The following is a 17,193-nucleotide window of genomic DNA, read 5'->3' on the forward strand; positions in this document are numbered from 1 at the left end:
GACCGCCTCGGTCGCGTCGGGCCGGTCGCGTCGGGCGGTCGCGTCGGGCCGGTCGCGTCGGGCCGGTCGCGTCGGACCGGTCGCGCCAGCCCCGGGCTCGTCAGCCCTGGTCGTCGACGGTGTACTCGTCGACCGGCGTCGGCTCACCATCGGCGAGCGCGTCGACGATCCTGGTCAGCGACTCCGCGAGGACGGCGTTGTCGGCGTCGGACAGGTGGTCGAGGACCCCGACCACGGCCTCGTGGAAGCGGGCGTACGAGGCATCGATCTTCTCGGCGGCGAGGTCCGTGGGTTCGAGGACCTGCGCGCGACGGTCGGTGGGGTGCGCAGCGCGGACGAGGAGTTCCTTGTCGACGAGCGCGTCCACGAGCTTCGTGACCGAGGCGTTCGACACGGTCAGCATGACGGCGAGGTCCTTGGGGCCCATGGTGCGGCCGTCACGGTGGGCCTGGAGCATGTACCGGATCGCCAGGGACTCGTTCTTGCTCAGCCCGCTCTCGATGCGTGCGGACTCGATCTGCTGCTCCTCGGCGTGCTGGAGGCGCAGCAGGGCGTCGACGGCGGTCTTCGCAGCCTCGGATCGGGGCTCGTGGGCGTAGAGGTGGACGTGCTCTCGACGGACGACGGTCAACGGCATGTGATCATGCGCTCCTTGCTACGCGGCGGGGACGGTGAAGAAGTCGGCGTACGCCGGCTCGGCGCGACCGGCGAGGAGCGACGGGTCCTCGATGCGGCGCTCGACGTAGGCGTCGATGACGGCCGGGTCGGTCAGACCGATGCGGGTGTGGCTACCACCGATCCGTGCCGCCCGAGGCATCCCGGAGTACGTGCTGTGCATGTCTGATCCCGCCCTTCTGCGGCCGTGCGTCCCCTGCGGACGCTCGAACTCTTTCACGACGTGAACGTTTTCCGCAACGAACGATTCGCAAACTGTACGTTTCGCGCGCCGAACCGTTCGCTTCGCACACCAGCGCGCGGCGGCGGCCTGCGGTCGAAGACCCTCCGATACGCTGCACATCAGATGCCACTCTCGCCGGGGAGTGCATCCGGGCAAAGTTGAAGCCCACCACCGCAGCAACGGTGGTGGGCTTCGATCAGCTCTCCGAGTGGAAAGCCAGGGAAACAAGTCTTCCCGAGCTGAGCGCTCGGGAGCAAGTGTACGTGGGCACGCTCTCGTACGAGCTTGCTCGTGACCGTGGCGCGGTTCTTGTACGACCTGGGGCGGAAGGGCTAGGTGCTCGGAGCATCCCGCGGCGGTTCCGTCGTCGCGGGATGCTTCCGGCGTGCCTGCCTGCAGGCTTCAGACCATCGCCGCGGCCATCACCGCCACCGCGATCCCCATCGCGAGCGTCTCGACGACGGGGAGCGCGCGGGTCCGACGCCGGATCCCGTCCCGCACCATGTGGGCGGTGAGCAGCAGGTAGCCGGTGGTCAGGCCGCCGAGGACGACCTGCCACGTGACGGCGACCGCACCGCCGTGTCCGTGCACGCCGACACCCGCCGTGCCGACACCCGCCATGCCGGTCATGCCGGGGTCGTGCGCCATGCCGACCCCGAGCGCCCCCATCACCAGCAAACCGAGCGCCGCGTGCAGTCGCCCGAACCGACCGTGCGCCGAGGTGCCCCGGACCGCCGGAGCCGACCCGGGCCTCCCGTCCGAACCGGACGCACCGGACGCACCGGACGCACCGGACGCGCCGGACGCGCTCTGCACCCGGTGCACCGCCGCGACCACCACGGCGAGCAGCGCGAGCACCACGAACCAGAGCACCCCGGGCAGCACGCGCGGACCGAAGGCCCCGTCCACCATCGCGGCCACCATCACCACTGCCGCCACCACGTCGACCGCACGGCCGGGGCGCCACGCCCCGACCGTGCAGCAGGCCCCGGCGGACGCTGGCACGATCGCGGCGAGCCCGAGCAGGTCGGTCACGTCAGTGTCCGTGCCCGTGGTCGTGCTGGTGCTCGGCTGCGTCGTGTGCGGCCCCGACGGCGCCGGAGACGTGGTGCGAGCAGTGCGACCCGGCGGACGCCCCGACGGCCGCCGGCACGTTCAGCGCCGGGTTCCGCGGGAAGAACCCGTACGGCTTGAGCGTGAACTTGGCGTAGTCGACCGGCATGACGGGCCAGTCCTCGGGCCGCGGGAAGTGCGTCGGGCCGAAGGTGTGCCAGAGCACGATGTCCTCGCCGTCGAGCGGACGGTCCCCCTCGACGTACCGGGCGACCCCGTCGCCGCCGGGGTTCTGGTGCACGAAGTCGCCGGCGGCGAAGCGCTCCGCCGGGTCGTACTGCGTGACGTACAGGTGCTTGCGGGCGAACTCGGCACGGGCGGCGACCGAGGACGAGTCGTCGGCGAGCAGCACGGGGGCGTCCTGCGGGTACAGCACGTAGCCGGTGGGGCGGTCGAGGTGGTTGCGCTCCTCGGTGTTCGACACGAACCACGTGCGCGCCTTGGACGCGTCGGCGAGACGACCCGACGACGACTCCGACGCGATCCGGGTCACCGACTTCGTGAACGCGTTGCCGTGCTCGTTGCCCGGCCCGACCGGCACCCGCACGGCGTCGACCTCGTCCACGGCGTTCGACAGCCCGTCGACCATCATGTCGAGCCGCGCCGAGAACAGGTGCTGGTGGTACGGGGCACCGAGGCCCGGGGCCACCTCGGAGGCGTACGGGTAGTCCCCGCCGTCGACGGAGCGCCCCGGGTACGAGCTGGTGAAGAGCACGCCGGTGAGCTTCGCCTCGCACTCGATCGTGCCGTCCAGGTACAGGTACCAGTAGAAGCCGTAGTCGTAGTTGCCGACGGTGGTGAAGAACGAGATCACCAGGCGCCGGGACCGACGGATCTCCTGCGAACCGGTGTAGATGTCGCCGTGCTTCCAGAGCGTGCCGAAGTCCTCCTCGTGCATGCAGATGCCGTTGCGGATGGTCTGCGGGTTGCCGAGCTCGTCGGCCAGGACGGCGTCGAAGTACTGGATCTCGCCGACGCAGTCGCAGCCGAGCTCGAGCGAGTTCGTGAACCGACCGAACAGGTACTCGCCGGTGTCGAAGTAGTTCTGCCAGAACCGCACGGGCGACGGGTCGCCGTACGGCACGAGCATCTCGTCGATCGAGGCCCGGTACACGATCGGGCGCAGCCGCTCGCCGTCCTGCCACGAGAGCTGGCGGAGCACGAGCCCCTCGCGGGCGTCGAAGCCGACCTGGAACCGCCAGTTCGCCCACTCGACGAACTCGCCGTCGACGCGGAACGACGGCCCCTCGGGCTGGGTGATGACGATTGGCTTGAGGTCGAGCGGTTCGCCCTGCATCGCGGGGTCGTCGAAGTTCCCCGAGGTGGTCGGAACGGGCATGTCCGCCACGTCCACGATCCGCGTGACGGCCCGGTTCGCCGCGTCGACGTACGCCGACAGGCCGTCGACGGGGTGCGCCCACACGTGGTCGGCCGGGTGGTCCTGCTTGAAGGCGAGCACGCGCAGGATGCGCCGACCGACCTCTTCCGGGTAGTCGTAGTACCCGGCGGACAGCGGCACGCACTTGACCTCGTCGGCGGACAGGCCGCGCTTCGCCAGGGCAGCGACCCAGCGCTCGTCCGCGTTCGCGATCTCGCCGACGGCGTCGAACTCCTCGATCAGGACGGGCAGCTGGCCACGGGACCCGTCCAGCACGTCGGTCCGCAGGACCGCGCCGGTGGTGATCGACACGACGCGGTCGGTGGAGCGACCGGTCGCCATGTCGAGCAGCATCACCCGGGCCGTGCGGTCCGGCAGGGGGCCGTCGCCGGCCTGCCACGCCAGGACCTCCTGCTTGTGCGGCTCCTCGAGGCCGACGTAGGCGAAGCGGGTGGTGTCGGTCCAGTCCGGCTGCGCCGTGACGAGGTCGCGGACGGCGGTGAACTCGTCGGGCGTCAGGCTGCCGAGCGGGTGCGTGGTGGTGGCTGCGTCGGTGGTCACGGTGGTCGGTTCGGTGATCGTCATGTGCGTGGTGCTCCTTGCGCGTTGCGTCGTGCGTGGGGTCAGGTCGGTTCGGCCGGGAGGCGCGTGGTGCGCCTGGCGGGTCAGCTCTCGGTGGCGAGACGGTCGAGCATCAGCTCGTAGCGGCTCCGACTGCGGCGTCGCAGCACCACCGCCTGCACCACGCCGATGACGGGGACGACCACGACCAGGCCGGTGAGCACGATGCTCACGACGCCGAAGACGCTCGCGCCCGAGGCGTCGACGTCGCCGACGAGCGTCGGGAAGTTCACCCAGATCAGGACGGCGGCGGCGACGAGTCCGAGGAACCCGAGGACGGGCGCGACGATGGTGTTCCAGACCCGCCGGTCCCCGGGGTTGCGGCGGAAGTACACGATGACGGCCAGGCTCGTCGCGGCCATCAGGATCGCGACGCCCAGGGTGGCGACACCGGCGAACCAGCTGAACACCTGCAGCACCGGGTCCAGGCCGAGCACCGCGAACAGCACCATCAGCACGGCGGCGGTGACGGTCTGCACCAGGCTCGAGGTGTGCGGCGACGCGTGCTTCCGGTGCACGTCGCCGAGCCGGCCGGGCAGCAGCGACGCGTTCGCCATCGAGTGCTGGTACCGGGTGATGACGTTGTGGAACGACAGGACGCAGGCGAACATGCTCGTCAGCAGCAGCACGTTGAGCACGGCTTCCCCGGCGCTGCCGATGTACTGCGCGGCGGTGGTGAGGATGAGCGACCCGGGGTCCTTCGCGACCTCGGCGAGGATGCCGTCGGGGCCCCAGGCCATCACGAGCCCCCACGACGCGAGCGTGTAGAAGACACCGATGCCGATCACGGCCGTGTAGGTCGCACGCGGGATGGTCCGCTCCGGGTCCTTCGCCTCGTCGCGGAAGATCGCGGTGGCCTCGAACCCGATGAACGCGGCGATGGCGAACATCAGCCCGACGCCGGGCGACCCGGACATGATCTGGGTCGGCTCGAACGGTGCGAGGGACAGGCCGTCGGCCCCGCCGCGGAACACGATCGCGGCGACCAGGACGAGCACGATGCCGACCTCGCCGACGAGCATCACGCCGAGCACCTTGCTCGACAGGTCGATGTGCCGGTAGCCGAGCATCCCGACCAGGGCCACGACGACCAGCGACCAGACGTACCAGGGGATGTCCGGCCCGCCGAGGCCCGTGACGGTGACCCCGAGCAGGTACCCGATGTAGCCGTGCACGCTGACCTGGATGGTCGTGTACGTCAGGAGCGCCAGCGTGGCGGCTCCCGCGCCGGCCGGACGACCGAGCCCGTGCCCGACGAACGTGAAGAACGCGCCGGGCCGCGGCACGTGCCGGGTCATCGCCGCCAGGCCCACCGAGAAGAGCAGCAGCACGACGGCCGACGCGGCGTACAGCGACGGGAACCCGACGCCGTTGCCGAGCAGCATGCCGAGCGGGGCGGCGCCGCCGACGACGGTGAGCGGGGCAGCGGCCGCGACGACCATGAACACGATCGCGGTGACGCCGAGCGAGCCGCGCATGGTCCGCTGCGGCGCGGGTGCGGCTCCGAGTGACGCGGGGTCCTTCGTGATGCTGGACATCGTGGCCTTCCGGTTCGGGTGGGTGGGACGCAGGTGGTGGTGCTGGGTGTGACCACGGTCCCGTGCCGCCGTTGCGGTGTCGTTCCACCGGCGTGAAGCCCTGTCGCCGCCGAATGGGACGTGCTCGTCGGAGGCGTCTCATTTGCGTGAGACGCCGCCGAAACACCACCGAGACACGGGCGCAACGGCGCGGCCCTACGGTTGCCGCATGACCGCGCTCGACCGAGCCATCGCCGACCCGCCACGGGTACCCGGCGTCGGCACGCGCTCCCCCGTCGACGGGTTGTCGCGGCGGAGCATCGGCCCGGTCGACGTGCTCGCGCAGTCGGTGTCCGCCGTCGCACCGTCCGCCGCCGCCACCACGATCCCGGTCCTCGTCGCGACGGTCGCCGGCCAGGGGGCCACGTGGTCGCTGCTGGCCGCGATGGCGCTGTCGTTCCTGGTCGGGCGGACGGTGAACCAGTTCGTCCGACGCGTCGCCGGCACCGGGTCGCTCTACACCTACGTCTCGCTCGGGCTCGGCCCGGTCGCCGGGGTCGTCGCGGGCGCAGCACTCCTGCTCGGGTACGGCTTCATCGCGATGTTCTCGCTCACCGGCAGCGGCTACTACCTCGACTACCTGCTGTCCCGCTTCGTGCCGGCCGCCGGCGACGACGCCCTGGTCACGATCGTCGTGGTGCTGGTGATGGGCGCGGCCGTCTTCGCGGTGATCGCGCTCGGGGTCCGGTTGTCGACCCGGCTGACGTTGCTCGTCGAGTCGCTGTCGGTGGCGGTCATCGTGGTCCTGATCGTCGCGCTGGTCGCGCGCCTGCACCCGGCCGACGCCTCCGCCGTCGCCCTCGGGCCGACGCAGCCGGCGTCGTTCGCGGTCGGCACCGCCCTCGCCGTCACCGCGTTCGTCGGGTTCGAGAGCGCGTCGGTGCTCGGTGTGGAGGCCCGGCGCCCGTTCCAGGCGATCCCCCGCGCGATCTCGTGGACCGTCCTGGTCGCCGGCGTCCTCTACGTGGTCAGCGCAGCGGCCCAGCAGATGGGGTTCGCCGCCGTGGGCGCCGACCTCGCGTCGAGCGCCTCGCCCGTGAACGAGCTGGCGAACGCCTTCGGCATGCAGTGGATCGGGTGGGCGCTCGACCTCGGGATCGCGGCGTCGTTCGCGGCGTGCGCGATCGCCTCGACCACGGCGCTCGTGCGGGTCCTGTTCGCGATGGGCCGCGAGGGGGTCCTGCCCCGGGTGCTCGGTCGGGCGTCACCGCGCTTCCGGACCCCGTTCGTGGCCGGCGCGGTCGCGTGCGGCGTGCTCACGGTGCTGCCGGTCCTGGGCCTGGCGAGCGGGATCCCGACGTGGACGCTGATGGAGGCCGAGCTCGTCGTCGCCGCCCTCGGGTACATCGCCGCGTACGCCCTGACGTGCTTCGCGGCCCCGGTGTTCCTGCGGCGCATCGGCGAGCTGACGGCCGGGGTCGCGGTGGTCGCCGTCACGACAGGGGTGCTGCTCACCGCCGTCCTGCTCACCTACCTCGGGGTCGAGGCCGCGTCGTCCCGTTGGCCGGCCGTCGCCCTCGCCGTCGGGACGGTCGCCGCGGTGGTGGTCGCGTTCCTGGTGGCCACGCGTCGCCGACCCTGGCGGCGGGGTCGGAGCCACGCCGTGTACGACGTGCCGGTCGAGGCGGACCTGCTGGGGGCCTCCCGTCCGTCCGCCGGAACCAGCCACCAGGCGGAGGTGCGGTGAGCGAACCCGGACTCCGCGCGCGGCAGCCGAAGGCGATCCAGAACGCCCTCGCGGTGCTGGAGGCCGCCGCGCACGCGGGACCGGGCGTCACCGCCCAGCAGATCTCGGACGCCCTCGGGATGCCGCGGGCCACCACGTACCGGCTCATCACCCTGCTCGTCGAGGACGAGTACCTCGTCCGGTTGCCGGACCTGCGCGGTTTCGCCCTCGGCCACAAGGTCGCCGACCTGGCCGGGGTGTCGCCGGCTCCGGCACTCGCACCGCTGCCCCGGGCCGTGCGCTCGGTGCTCGCCGACGTCCGCTCCGCCGTCCGGGCGGGCGTGCACCTGGCGCGCTACGACGCCGACGGTGTGCGCGACATCGACGTCGACCCGGACTTCCCCCTGCTCGACGAAGCCGCACTGCGGGCCGCACCCGGGTCGAGCGCGATGGGGCGGTTGCACGCCGAAGGGGGCCTCGGACCGGTGCACCAGGTCGGCGCGTTCACGGCGGGGTTCGGGTGCCTGGCGCTGCCCGTCCGCGGCGAGCGCGGAGAGCTCGTGGCGGGGCTGACCCTGTCGGCGCCGGCGGCCCGGGTGTCGTCGCCGGGTGACGCGTTGGTGCACCTGCGCCGGGCGGTGACGCGGCTCGAGCCGCTGCTCGGGTGAGGAAGGACCTCGCTCAGGACGCAGCGCAGTCGGCGACGAACGCCATCAGCGGGGTCGCATCGTCCCGCGTGAAGAGGACGTCCAACGCCTGGTTGAACTCGAACTGGCGCACGAACGGGATGCTCACCGCGTCGTACCCCTCCGACATGAGCAGACCCGTCATCATCAGGCGAGCCGTGCGCTTGTTGCCGTCGAAGTAGAACTGCGAGCGCGTCGCCGCTGCGAAGTAGGCCAACGCACGTTCCCGGGGGTCCTCCAGCGCTCCGACGAACGCACAGATCGATGCGAACCGCTCTTCGAGCTCGTCCTGCGGCACACCGTCGACCACGCCGCCTGACGCCAACCGGACGGCGCCACCGCCACCGACGTCGCCCTCCCCGCGGAAGGCCCCGGACTCGATGGCCTCGTGCACCGCGACGCGGCCGTGCAAGTCGTCCGACACGACCTTCGACAGGACGAATCCCTGCGACGCGACGAGCGCGTCGAGATGCGTGTAGCCGTCGACGAGCGCGAACACCTGCCGCTCGTCCTCGATGGGGTGCCCGCCGACGGTGACACCGTCCAGGAGCGTCCGGACCTCGGGCAGGGTGAAGGTGTTCCCCTCGAGTGCTGCGGCGTTCCACACGAGGTCGGGGAGCACGGCGCTGAAGCGGTGGCGCGCACGCGAGGACGACGACCGTCCGATGCGACCGAGGTCGATCCGGGCTGCGTCCCACGACACCCCGGTCGCGGCGAGGGCCTCGTCCGGTGCCGTCCGGACCGATCCGGCGCGCTCCTCGGGTGGGACGGGCGTCGGCCGCCCCGGCCGCTTGACGTACGCGCCAGGGCCGAGGTCCCACGGCTGCTGCGGACTCATCGGCCGCCCCCCGCGTACTGCGCCACTGCGCTCCGGGCGGACTCCCCGAGGCCGGCGGCGTCGATGAGGCCCTGGAGCGGGTCGACCAGGTGGACCGCCTCGATCTCGGTCGCGCCGATGAACACGGACGGGTGCGCGGGCACGACGGCGACGTCCACGGCCTCACCTCGTCCGCGGCGGAACGTGTCACCGAGGAGCTGGGCGAACGCGCGGGGATCTTCGGTCCAGACGATCGTCGGCGCGACGATGCCGTCACCGATGCCGAGTGCGTCGAGCGCCGCCCAGCCGGACAGCGCCCACGGCGCGTTCGACGCGCGCCCGGCGGACACGAGGCGATCGATGTCCCACGTGTCGGCGGTGAGCAGGACGGTTCCGTCCCGGTGGAGCGGACCAGCCGCAGCTCCGGCCTCCGCGATCACGGCAGCAGCGTCCGCGTGCTCCGCAGGCCCGACGAACCGCTCGAGACGTGCGACCCACTCGGACGCGGGGTCGGCCCAGTCGGCCAGGCGGTCATCGCCGAGCCGTGACCGCGCCGCCACCGCTGCGAGGGGATCGCTGAGGACGGAGAGGGTGACGTCGAGGTCGAAGCCCGCCGCGATGGCGAGCTCGCGGAGGTCGTCGACCCGCGGCGACGCGCCACCGAGCATGCGGTAGACCGTCGGCCGGCTCACTCCGGAACGGGCAGCGATCCGGGTCGCACCGAAGCCAGCGGTGCCGCGGAGTTCGGGGATGACCTGGTCGATCTGCACCCCACGATCGTATCAAGGATGAGACAGTTGCGGTGAGTCGTATCGAATTCGAGAACGCGCGCACTGCGCCCCATGACCTGGCCCGGTGATCGGCATAGCGTGGACGCGTGGACCTCGAACTCAAGAACCGTGTCGCACTCGTCGTCGGAGGCAAGGGGTACATCGGTACCGCCGTCGCCGACCGCCTCCGGGCCGAGGGGGCGACCGTCGTCGTCGCGTCCCGCAGCGCCGACGACTCCGACGACAGCGTGTCGATCGACACCGCCTCGCAGGACTCCGTGGACGCGGGTATCGCCACCGTCCTCGAGCGGCACGGGCGCATCGACGTGCTGGTCGTGACCGCTGCCCCGAGCGCGAGCACCCTCGACCCGGCCCGGAAGTCCGACCCCGAGCAGGTCCTCGACGCGATCGACGGCAAGGCGCTCGGGTTCCTCCGCGTCGCGAACGCCGTGCTCCCCGCCCAGCGCGAGGCCGGGTTCGGCCGCGTGGTCGTCGTGAGCGGGCAGAACGCCTACTTCTCCGGCAACATCACGGCGTCACTCCGGAACACGGCGGTGAGCGTCATCGCGAAGAACCTGGCCGACGACGTGGCGGGTACCGGGGTCACGGTGAACGTCGTCAACCCCGGGACCGTGACGGACAACCCGTCCGCCGAGGTCCGTCCAGGGGGCCCCGGCGACTCGACCCCGCAGCAGATCGCTGACCTCATCGCGTTCCTGTCGTCGCCGCTGAACGCGGTGTCCGGCGAGTCCGTCTCGGTCGCGCACCGCCAGCGGGGATCCGTCGTGGTCTGATCCCCGAGTACCGGGTGCTCGCCCCTCGCTTCACCCGCAGGGACGAAGCGCTTCGCTCCTGCGCCCGATGCCCCGGCGACTCCGGACCGCGAGTCTGGAGACATGGAGTCCTCGACGAAACACACGATCGCCACGCTGCTGCTCTGCGCCGCGATCGTCGCCGCCACCGTCATCGCCCTCGCCGCCATGACCCCGGGCGCGTGACGTCGGTCCGCGCTGCCCGGCGTGGGCGGCATGCGATGATCGAGCCGTGACGGACCGGCGCACGTTCATCCGGCCGCTCGCCACCCGTTCGATCGTCGTCGACGTGGCGTGGGCGGTCCTGGCGGCGTTGGTCTTCCTGCTGCCGCTCGAGGTCGAGCTCGAGCACGCGAGCTTCTTCGCCGTGCTCGCTGCCGCCGGCGCGATCGCGCTCCGACGAGTCTCCCCGTCGGCGGCGATGCTCATGGTGGTCGTCCTCGGGATCATCCAGGTCGGCGGCGGCGAGCGCCCGTCACTCGTCGACCTCGCCATCTTCGTCGTCATCGGCACCGCGGCGGTCGTCGGGACCCGGACCGAGGTCATCCTCTCCGGGGTGCTCGCGCTCGTCGCGGGCGTCGGCGCGACGTTCTACCTCGCCGTCACCGGCTTCCGGTACCTGGTGCTGCTCAACGGCCCCCGCGACCAGGCGTTCCTCGCCATGGCCGCACCGGTCACCGCGCTCCTCGGGGTGTGGGCGGGCGGGGTCGCCGTCCGGGCCTTCCGGTCGCGCGACCGCGAATCCGTCCGTCGAGCCGATGCCGAGGCTGCCGCGTCGCGTGCCGAGGCCGTCGCCAGCGAAGCCGAGGCGACCGCCACCCGTGCCATCGACGTCGCGGAGTCCGAGCGCATCCGCGCCGACATCGCCCGTGACGTGCACGACGTCGTCGGCCACTCGCTCGCGGTGATCATCGCGCAGGCCGACTCGGTCCCGTTCCTGGCCGACGAGGCCCGCATCCGCGAGGTCAGTGCCACCATCGCCAGCACCGCCCGCAGCTCGCTGCTCGAGGTCCGGCAGGTCCTCGGGCACATCGACGGCTCCGGGGAGACGACCGATCCTGGCTCGCTCGAGGAGATCGTGCAGGGCATCCGCGACGCCGGAGTCGACGTCGACCGCACGGTGCGGGGCGTCCCGGTCCCGCTCCGACCGGACACCGGCACCGCCGCCCGGCGCGTGCTGCAGGAGATGCTGACCAACGCGCTCCGGCACGGTGCTCCGGGGCTGTCCGTCGTGGTCCGTGAGACCTGGCGGAGCGCCGACCTCGTGCTCGAGGTCGAGAACGTCGTGGGTGACGGCACCACCGGGGGCTCCGGCCGGGGCATCGACGGCATGCACACCCGCCTCACCGCACTCGGCGGGTCGTTCGACGCCGCCGCGCTGGACGACGTGTTCGCCGCACGCGCCCGCATCCCGTTCGACGTCCAAGGGGGACCCGTCCGATGACCGAACCGATCAGGATCCTGCTCACCGACGACCAGGCGCTGTTCCGCGCCGGTCTGCGCGTGGTGCTCGACGCCCAGGACGACATGCAGGTGGTGGGCGAGGCCACGGACGGTGCCGAGGCCCTCGCCCGCATCCAGGAACTCCGGCCCGACGTCATGCTGCTCGACATGCGGATGGCCGGCATGGACGGCGTCGAGACCGTCCGGCAGCTGTTCTCCGGCGCCGTCGAGGGCCCGCTCCCCCGCGTCGTCGTGCTCACCACGTTCGGCCTCGACCCCGCCGCCGCGACCGCGATCCGGCTCGGTGCGAGCGGCTTCCTGCTCAAGGACGCCACCCCGACGTTCCTGTTCGCGGCGGTCCGGGCGGTGCACGAGGGCAGCTCGGTGATCGCCCCGAACGACCTCGCGCAGCTGTTCGGGGCCGACGTCGCGAGGGCACCGGCGCCGCAGCCGCCCGAGTTCCAGGCGCTGACCGAGCGGGAGCGGGTGGTGTTCGGCTGGGCGTCCCGCGGGCTCTCGAACGCCGAGATCGCGACGAAGGAGTACGTCACCGAGTCGACCGTGAAGACCCAGATCTCGAGCATCCTCGGCAAGCTCGCGCTGCGGGACCGCGTGCAGCTCGTGGTCTACGCGCACGACCACGGACTGGCGGGCACCCGCGACGGGTCCTAGCCTGCGGCCTCGTCGAGGATCGCCTCCACCGCAGCCGGGTCGTGCGCGAACCGACCGAGGAACAGCCCGCTGATCCGCCCTGCACCTCGCGTGAGCAGCCCCGGCCCGGCGCTGCCCCCGTACAGCACGGTGCTCCCGCGCAACTCGGGTCGCGTGGCGAGGTGCTGCTCGATCCCCGCGAGCACCGCCACGATGTGGTCGTCCGGCGCCGGCGCGGGCGCACCGATCGCCCACACCGGCTCGTAGGCAACGGTCATCGCCCCGGCCAGACCGTCCGCGATGGCCGTCGAGACACCGCGGTCGAGCTGCGCGGTCACCTCCGCCACCGCTTCCGCTGCACCCGACGGGGAGGACCGGGTCGTCTCTCCGACACAGAGGAGCGGACGCAAGTGGTTGCGGAAGGCCGCGTGCACCTTCGCGGTGACGGTCGCGTCGTCCTCGTGGAACAGGGAGCGTCGTTCGGCGTGCCCGATCTCGACCAGGTCCACCCCGATCTCCAGCAGTTCGGCGCCGGAGACCTCGCCGGTGAACGCTCCTTCGTCGGCCCACGACAGGTCCTGCGCGGCGAGGAGCACCCCCGACCCGGAGAGCACGTCGCGCACGGGCACGAGCGCCGGGAACGTGGGCGCCACGAACAGCGAGGCCGCTCCCGACCGGGTCGCGGGGTGCCGCCGGGCGATCTCCGCGACGGCCGCGGCCCACTCCAGGGTCCGGGCGTGCGAGAAGTACGTCTTCAGCGACACCCCGATGGTGATCACGGTGCGAGGGTCTCCACGATGAGCGCGAACGACACCGCACCGGGGTCCGGTGTGCCGACGGCCTGCTCGGCGTGGGTGCGTGCGCGGCCCATCTTCGGCACGAGCGACGCGGTGGCGTCGGCGGCCTCGCGGGCGGCGCTGACGGCGTCGGCCCAGGCGTCCGCGAGCGACGCTCCCGCGTCGACCCGGGTGCGCAGCACCTCGTCGAACGGCACGAGCGCGTCGACCATGGTCTTGTCGCCGGTGGTCGCACCGAACGCGAGGACGGCCTCGGTGGCGGCGTGCACCGCGCTCTGGACCGTGGCGGCTGACGGACGCTCGTCGTCCCCGAGGACGCGACCCAGTGCCTCCAGGGCGGCTCCCCAGATCGCACCGGACGTGCCGCCGGCCTTGTCGGACCACGCGTCTGCGGCGACCCGCAGGACGGAACCGACACCTGCGCCGGCGGTTACTGCGTCGGTGGCTGCGGCCGCTGCGGCGTGAGCCCCGCGCTGCATGCCGATGCCGTGGTCGCCGTCACCCGCGACGGCGTCGATGCGTCCGAGCTCGTCGGCGTGCTCATCGAGGAGCGCGCGGACGGCGGCGAAGCCGGCTGCGACCTGCTCGCCGACCGCGCGCGATTCGCCGCTCGCCGCGCCGATGGCGACGCCCTCGGCGTCCGCCTCCACGGTGGAGGGATCGACGCGTTCCTGCGGGACGGCACCGCCCTTGCGGTACGCAGGGGTGTCCGCGGCTGCTGCCCAGAGTTCCTCGAGTTCGTCGTCGAGCCAGAACAGGGTGAGCGAGACGCCGGCCATGTCGAAGCTCGTGACGAGTTCGCCGACCTCGGGCTCGACGATGACGACCCCCGCGTCGGCCAGCCGCTGCTGCACCGAGCGGTAGACGACGAAGAGCTCCTCGTACTTGACGCTGCCCAGCCCGTTGAGGATCGGGACGACACGCGCGCCGTCGGGTGTCACGCTCTCCGGCAACTCGTCGAGCAGTCGGGTCACCAGCAGCGACGCCAGGCCGTCCGCGGTGGGGACGTCCGTCTCGTCGATGCCCCGTTCGCCGTGGATGCCCATGCCGATGGCCATCCGCCCCTCGGGCACCGTGAACAGGGGTTCGTCGGCACCGGGCAGCGAGCAGCCGGAGAAGGCGACGCCGAACGACCGCGTGCGGTCGTTGGCGCGCTCGGCGACGGCCGTGACCTCGTCGAGGCTGCGGCCCTGCTCGGCGGCGGCACCGGCGACCTTGAAGACGCAGAGGTCTCCCGCGATGCCACGCCGTTCCTGCGCGCGGTCCGCGGGCGCACTCACCACGTCGTCGGCGACCCGGACCGTGCGGACCGGGATGCCGTCGGCCTCGAGTGTGCGGGCCGCGGCGTCGAAGTTCAGGACGTCACCGGCGTAGTTGCCGTAGCTCAGCAGCACCCCGCCGCCGTGCTCGGACGCCCGCGCGACACCGGCCACCTGCTGGGCACTGGGACTGGCGAACAGGTTGCCCATCGCGGCACCGGCTGCCAGGCCCGGCCCGACGAGACCACCGAACGCCGGGTAGTGGCCGGAGCCGCCACCGATCACGACGGCGACCGTGCCCTCGGGGCTGGTGGTGGCGCGGGCGACGCCGCCGTGCACCTTCCGCACCCATCGTCCGTTCGCGGCGACGAAGCCGTCGGTCGCCTCGTCGGCGAAGTCCGCCGGGTCGTTGAACAGTCTGGTCACGCGTTCGTCTCCTTCGACGTCGTGGTGCGGACATGCGAGGTGTCGAGGAGATCATCCGCCTTCGACCCCCGGAAGAACTTCGTGCAGAAGATCATCACGGCCGCGACGAACGCCAGGACCCCCAGCGAGACGATCCCGAACGCACCGCTGTCGGTCGGCACCACCTCGTTGATCGCCGTGCGCATGATCGGGGCGACGAACCCGCCGAGGTTGCCGAGCGAGTTGATCAGGCCGATGCCCGCCGCGGCGGCTGCCCCGGTGAGGAACGCCGTCGGGTACGCCCAGGTGATCGGGCCGACGGCCAGGAAGCTCGCGACCGCCAGCGTGATGAACACGATGCCCAGGATCGGTTGCCCGTTCGCGCCGGCCCACGCCGACCCGAGGATCGACAGCCCGGTCGTGATGTAGAACATGGTGCCCCAGCGACGGCGGCGACCGACAGAGTCCGCCTTCGACCCGACCAGGTAGCAGGCGACGAGGCCGACGAGCCACGGGATCGCGGTCACGAGGCCGACCTGCCATCCGACGTCCTGCCCGAGCAGCGAGGAGACCTGCTGCGGCAGGTAGAACGTCGTGCCGTACACGGCAACCTGCAGGCAGAAGTAGATGATCGTGAAGTACCAGACCCGGCCGCTCGCCATGGCCTTCCAGATGCCGGTCGGGCCGTCCGCGCTGCGGGCGGTGTCCTCGCGCGCCATCGCCGCCGTGAGCGACTGCTTCTCGCCCGGCTCGAGCCACTTCGCCTGCTGCGGACTGTTCGTCAGGAACACCAGGGCCGCGATGCCGGCGAGGACCGCGAGGATCCCCTCGCCGAAGAACATGACCTGCCAGCCGTGGAACGGGGTCGCCTGGTCGCCGAAGCTCAGCAGTCCGCCGGACAACGGGGCGCCGATCATCTGCGAGAACGGCTGCGCCAGGTAGAAGATCGCGAACATCCGCACGCGCACCTTGTTCGGGAACCACTCCGACAGGTACATGATCACGCCGGGGAACAGCCCGGCCTCGGTCACACCGAGGATGAAGCGCAGGACGATGAACATCGTGTCGTTCGTCGTGAAGGCGAACAGCGCGGCGACGATGCCCCACGTGACCGCGATGCGGGCGAGCCAGAAGCGGGCGCCGAAGCGCTTGAGCAGCAGGTTCGACGGGATCTCGAAGATCGCGTAGCCGATGAAGAAGATGCCGGCGCCGAGTGCGAAGGCCGCGTCGGAGATGCCGCGGTCGACGCTCAGGGCCTCTTCGGCGAAACCGACGTTGGTGCGGTCGAGGAACGCGACGAAGTACAGGATGACGAGCATCGGCATCAGGTGCTTCGTCGCCTTGCCGATGGCGGACTTGAGGCCGGGGTCGTTCGTCGACCCGAGCGCGGGGGCAGGGGGAAGTGACACGGGTTCGCTCCTTTGCGAGCACGGTGCGGTTTCGGGGCGTCCGGCGGTCGGTCGGCCGGTCGGACGGGAGGCACGGATCGCGTCACGCGGACGGCGCGCGATCCGTGGCCGGTCGGCTCTAGTGCATGTACAGGCCGCCGTCGACGTTCAGCGTCTGGCCGGTGACGAAGCCGGCGTCCTCGCTGATCAGGTACGCGATCGCCGCGGCGATGTCCCGCGGCGTACCGATGCGCGGCAGCACGCCGTCCGCTGCCATCTCGGTCTTGCGCTCCTCGGTCAGGGTGCCGCCCATGATGTCGGTGTCGATCGGACCGGGGGCGATCGCGTTGACGGTGACGCCGCGCGGGCCGAGCTCGCGGGCCAGGCCACGGGTCAGGCCGATCACGCCGGCCTTCGCCACCGTGTACGGGGTCTTGCTGAAGGTGCCGCCGCCGCGCTGGGCGGAGACCGACGACAGGTTCACGATGCGGCCGTAGCCGTGCTGCACCATCGACTCCGCTGCCCGCAGGCTGGCGAAGTGCACGCCGTCGAGGTTGATCGACAGCACGCGGTGCCACTCCCCCTCGGGCAGGTCGAGGTAGGCGTGCGCGGACGAGACGCCGGCCAGGTTGACGAGGGCGACGACGGGGTCGAGTTCGGCCTCGATCGTGTCGAACGCCGCCCGGACCGCGGTCTCGTCGGCGACGTTCGCGCCGACGCCGACCGCACGGACGCCGTGCTGCTCGCGGATCTCGGTGGCGACCTGCTCGCTGGCGGTCTGGTCGAGGTCGATGATGCCGATGTCCCAGCCGGCCTCGGCCAGGTGGTGGGCGGTGGCGCGACCGATGCCACGCGGTGATGCCGCTCCGGTGAGGACGACGGTGCGGTCCTGGTTGCTCATGCTCGTCCCCC

At 71.9% G+C, this 17,193-nt stretch carries 16 protein-coding genes; 5 read left to right on the top strand and 11 right to left on the bottom strand.

Going from position 1 to position 17,193, the window contains the following annotated elements; genetic code table 11:
• Nucleotides 1-100: 100 nt before the first annotated feature.
• The 5 genes from EDF40_RS09035 to EDF40_RS09050 form a co-directional block, all read right to left on the bottom strand.
• Nucleotides 101-637 (bottom strand): MarR family winged helix-turn-helix transcriptional regulator, encoded by a 537-nt coding sequence (locus EDF40_RS09035; protein WP_123339273.1) that lies wholly within the window; start codon nt 635-637, stop codon nt 101-103.
• An 18-nt stretch (nt 638-655) separates the two neighbouring features.
• Nucleotides 656-838: a hypothetical protein gene (locus EDF40_RS18870; protein ID WP_123292879.1), complete on the bottom strand. Its 183-nt coding sequence runs from the start codon at nt 836-838 to the stop codon at nt 656-658.
• A gap of 462 nt (nt 839-1,300) precedes the next feature.
• Complete coding sequence (locus EDF40_RS09040; RefSeq protein ID WP_123339274.1) at nt 1,301-1,933, bottom strand: hypothetical protein; 633 nt, start codon at nt 1,931-1,933, stop codon at nt 1,301-1,303.
• Between the two features lies 1 nt (nt 1,934).
• The gene (locus tag EDF40_RS09045) at nt 1,935-3,974 is read right to left on the bottom strand and encodes a primary-amine oxidase (protein ID WP_123339275.1); all 2,040 of its coding nucleotides are present in this window, start codon (nt 3,972-3,974) and stop codon (nt 1,935-1,937) included.
• Nucleotides 3,975-4,054: 80 nt separating this feature from the next.
• The gene (locus EDF40_RS09050; RefSeq protein WP_123292882.1) at nt 4,055-5,548 is read right to left on the bottom strand and encodes an APC family permease; all 1,494 of its coding nucleotides are present in this window, start codon (nt 5,546-5,548) and stop codon (nt 4,055-4,057) included.
• Nucleotides 5,549-5,756: 208 nt separating this feature from the next.
• On the opposite strand from EDF40_RS09050, the gene EDF40_RS09055 reads away from it, so the two are divergent.
• Nucleotides 5,757-7,274 (top strand): APC family permease, encoded by a 1,518-nt coding sequence (locus EDF40_RS09055; protein ID WP_123339276.1) that lies wholly within the window; start codon nt 5,757-5,759, stop codon nt 7,272-7,274.
• Nucleotides 7,271-7,921: a helix-turn-helix domain-containing protein gene (locus EDF40_RS09060; protein WP_260212635.1), complete on the top strand. Its 651-nt coding sequence runs from the start codon at nt 7,271-7,273 to the stop codon at nt 7,919-7,921. The genes EDF40_RS09055 and EDF40_RS09060 overlap by 4 nt, the downstream gene beginning before the upstream one ends.
• Nucleotides 7,922-7,934: 13 nt before the next feature.
• Here EDF40_RS09060 and EDF40_RS09065 read toward each other — a convergent pair whose 3' ends face one another.
• Nucleotides 7,935-8,777: a hypothetical protein gene (locus EDF40_RS09065; RefSeq protein ID WP_221180459.1), complete on the bottom strand. Its 843-nt coding sequence runs from the start codon at nt 8,775-8,777 to the stop codon at nt 7,935-7,937.
• Nucleotides 8,774-9,526 (bottom strand): helix-turn-helix transcriptional regulator, encoded by a 753-nt coding sequence (locus tag EDF40_RS09070; protein WP_123339277.1) that lies wholly within the window; start codon nt 9,524-9,526, stop codon nt 8,774-8,776. Before EDF40_RS09070 ends, EDF40_RS09065 begins: the two co-directional genes overlap by 4 nt.
• Nucleotides 9,527-9,633: 107 nt before the next feature.
• On the opposite strand from EDF40_RS09070, the gene EDF40_RS09075 reads away from it, so the two are divergent.
• From EDF40_RS09075 to EDF40_RS09085, 3 genes are all read left to right on the top strand, one after another.
• Nucleotides 9,634-10,320 carry an SDR family NAD(P)-dependent oxidoreductase gene (locus tag EDF40_RS09075; RefSeq protein ID WP_123339278.1) on the top strand — a complete coding sequence of 229 codons (687 nt, stop codon included), beginning with the start codon at nt 9,634-9,636 and terminating at the stop codon, nt 10,318-10,320.
• A gap of 250 nt (nt 10,321-10,570) precedes the next feature.
• On the top strand, nt 10,571-11,782 hold the full coding sequence (locus tag EDF40_RS09080; protein ID WP_123339279.1) for a sensor histidine kinase: 1,212 nt from the start codon (nt 10,571-10,573) through the stop codon (nt 11,780-11,782).
• A complete protein-coding gene (locus EDF40_RS09085) occupies nt 11,779-12,453 on the top strand; it encodes a response regulator transcription factor (protein WP_123339280.1) in 675 nt (224 codons plus the stop codon). The genes EDF40_RS09080 and EDF40_RS09085 overlap by 4 nt, the downstream gene beginning before the upstream one ends.
• Here EDF40_RS09085 and EDF40_RS09090 read toward each other — a convergent pair.
• The 4 genes from EDF40_RS09090 to EDF40_RS09105 all read right to left on the bottom strand — a co-directional run bounded on the left by EDF40_RS09090 (nt 12,450) and on the right by EDF40_RS09105 (nt 17,182).
• Complete coding sequence (locus EDF40_RS09090) at nt 12,450-13,211, bottom strand: triose-phosphate isomerase family protein (RefSeq protein ID WP_123339281.1); 762 nt, start codon at nt 13,209-13,211, stop codon at nt 12,450-12,452. The two genes, EDF40_RS09085 and EDF40_RS09090, sit on opposite strands and share 4 nt — an antisense overlap.
• A complete protein-coding gene (locus EDF40_RS09095; RefSeq protein WP_123339282.1) occupies nt 13,208-14,914 on the bottom strand; it encodes a dihydroxyacetone kinase family protein in 1,707 nt (568 codons plus the stop codon). The genes EDF40_RS09090 and EDF40_RS09095 overlap by 4 nt, the downstream gene beginning before the upstream one ends.
• Nucleotides 14,911-16,302 (bottom strand): MFS transporter, encoded by a 1,392-nt coding sequence (locus EDF40_RS09100; RefSeq protein ID WP_123339283.1) that lies wholly within the window; start codon nt 16,300-16,302, stop codon nt 14,911-14,913. The genes EDF40_RS09095 and EDF40_RS09100 overlap by 4 nt, the downstream gene beginning before the upstream one ends.
• Nucleotides 16,303-16,420: 118 nt before the next feature.
• Nucleotides 16,421-17,182, bottom strand: coding sequence for an SDR family NAD(P)-dependent oxidoreductase (locus EDF40_RS09105; protein WP_123339284.1), 762 nt, complete (start codon nt 17,180-17,182; stop codon nt 16,421-16,423).
• Nucleotides 17,183-17,193 lie beyond the last annotated feature (11 nt).

Source organism: Curtobacterium sp. PhB170 (assembly GCF_003752345.1).
In the GTDB taxonomy this organism is placed as follows: domain Bacteria; phylum Actinomycetota; class Actinomycetes; order Actinomycetales; family Microbacteriaceae; genus Curtobacterium.

Excerpts from the sequence above, each read along its gene's own strand:
- EDF40_RS09055 (WP_123339276.1), top strand. The coding sequence starts at position 5,757 with ATGACCGCGCTCGACCGAGCCATCGCCGACCCGCCACGGGTACCCGGC.
- EDF40_RS09050 (WP_123292882.1), bottom strand. The coding sequence starts at position 5,548 with ATGTCCAGCATCACGAAGGACCCCGCGTCACTCGGAGCCGCACCCGCG.
- EDF40_RS09065 (WP_221180459.1), bottom strand. The coding sequence starts at position 8,777 with ATGAGTCCGCAGCAGCCGTGGGACCTCGGCCCTGGCGCGTACGTCAAG.
- EDF40_RS09105 (WP_123339284.1), bottom strand. The coding sequence starts at position 17,182 with ATGAGCAACCAGGACCGCACCGTCGTCCTCACCGGAGCGGCATCACCG.
- EDF40_RS09035 (WP_123339273.1), bottom strand. The coding sequence starts at position 637 with ATGCCGTTGACCGTCGTCCGTCGAGAGCACGTCCACCTCTACGCCCAC.
- EDF40_RS09045 (WP_123339275.1), bottom strand. The coding sequence starts at position 3,974 with ATGACGATCACCGAACCGACCACCGTGACCACCGACGCAGCCACCACC.
- EDF40_RS18870 (WP_123292879.1), bottom strand. The coding sequence starts at position 838 with ATGCACAGCACGTACTCCGGGATGCCTCGGGCGGCACGGATCGGTGGT.
- EDF40_RS09085 (WP_123339280.1), top strand. The coding sequence starts at position 11,779 with ATGACCGAACCGATCAGGATCCTGCTCACCGACGACCAGGCGCTGTTC.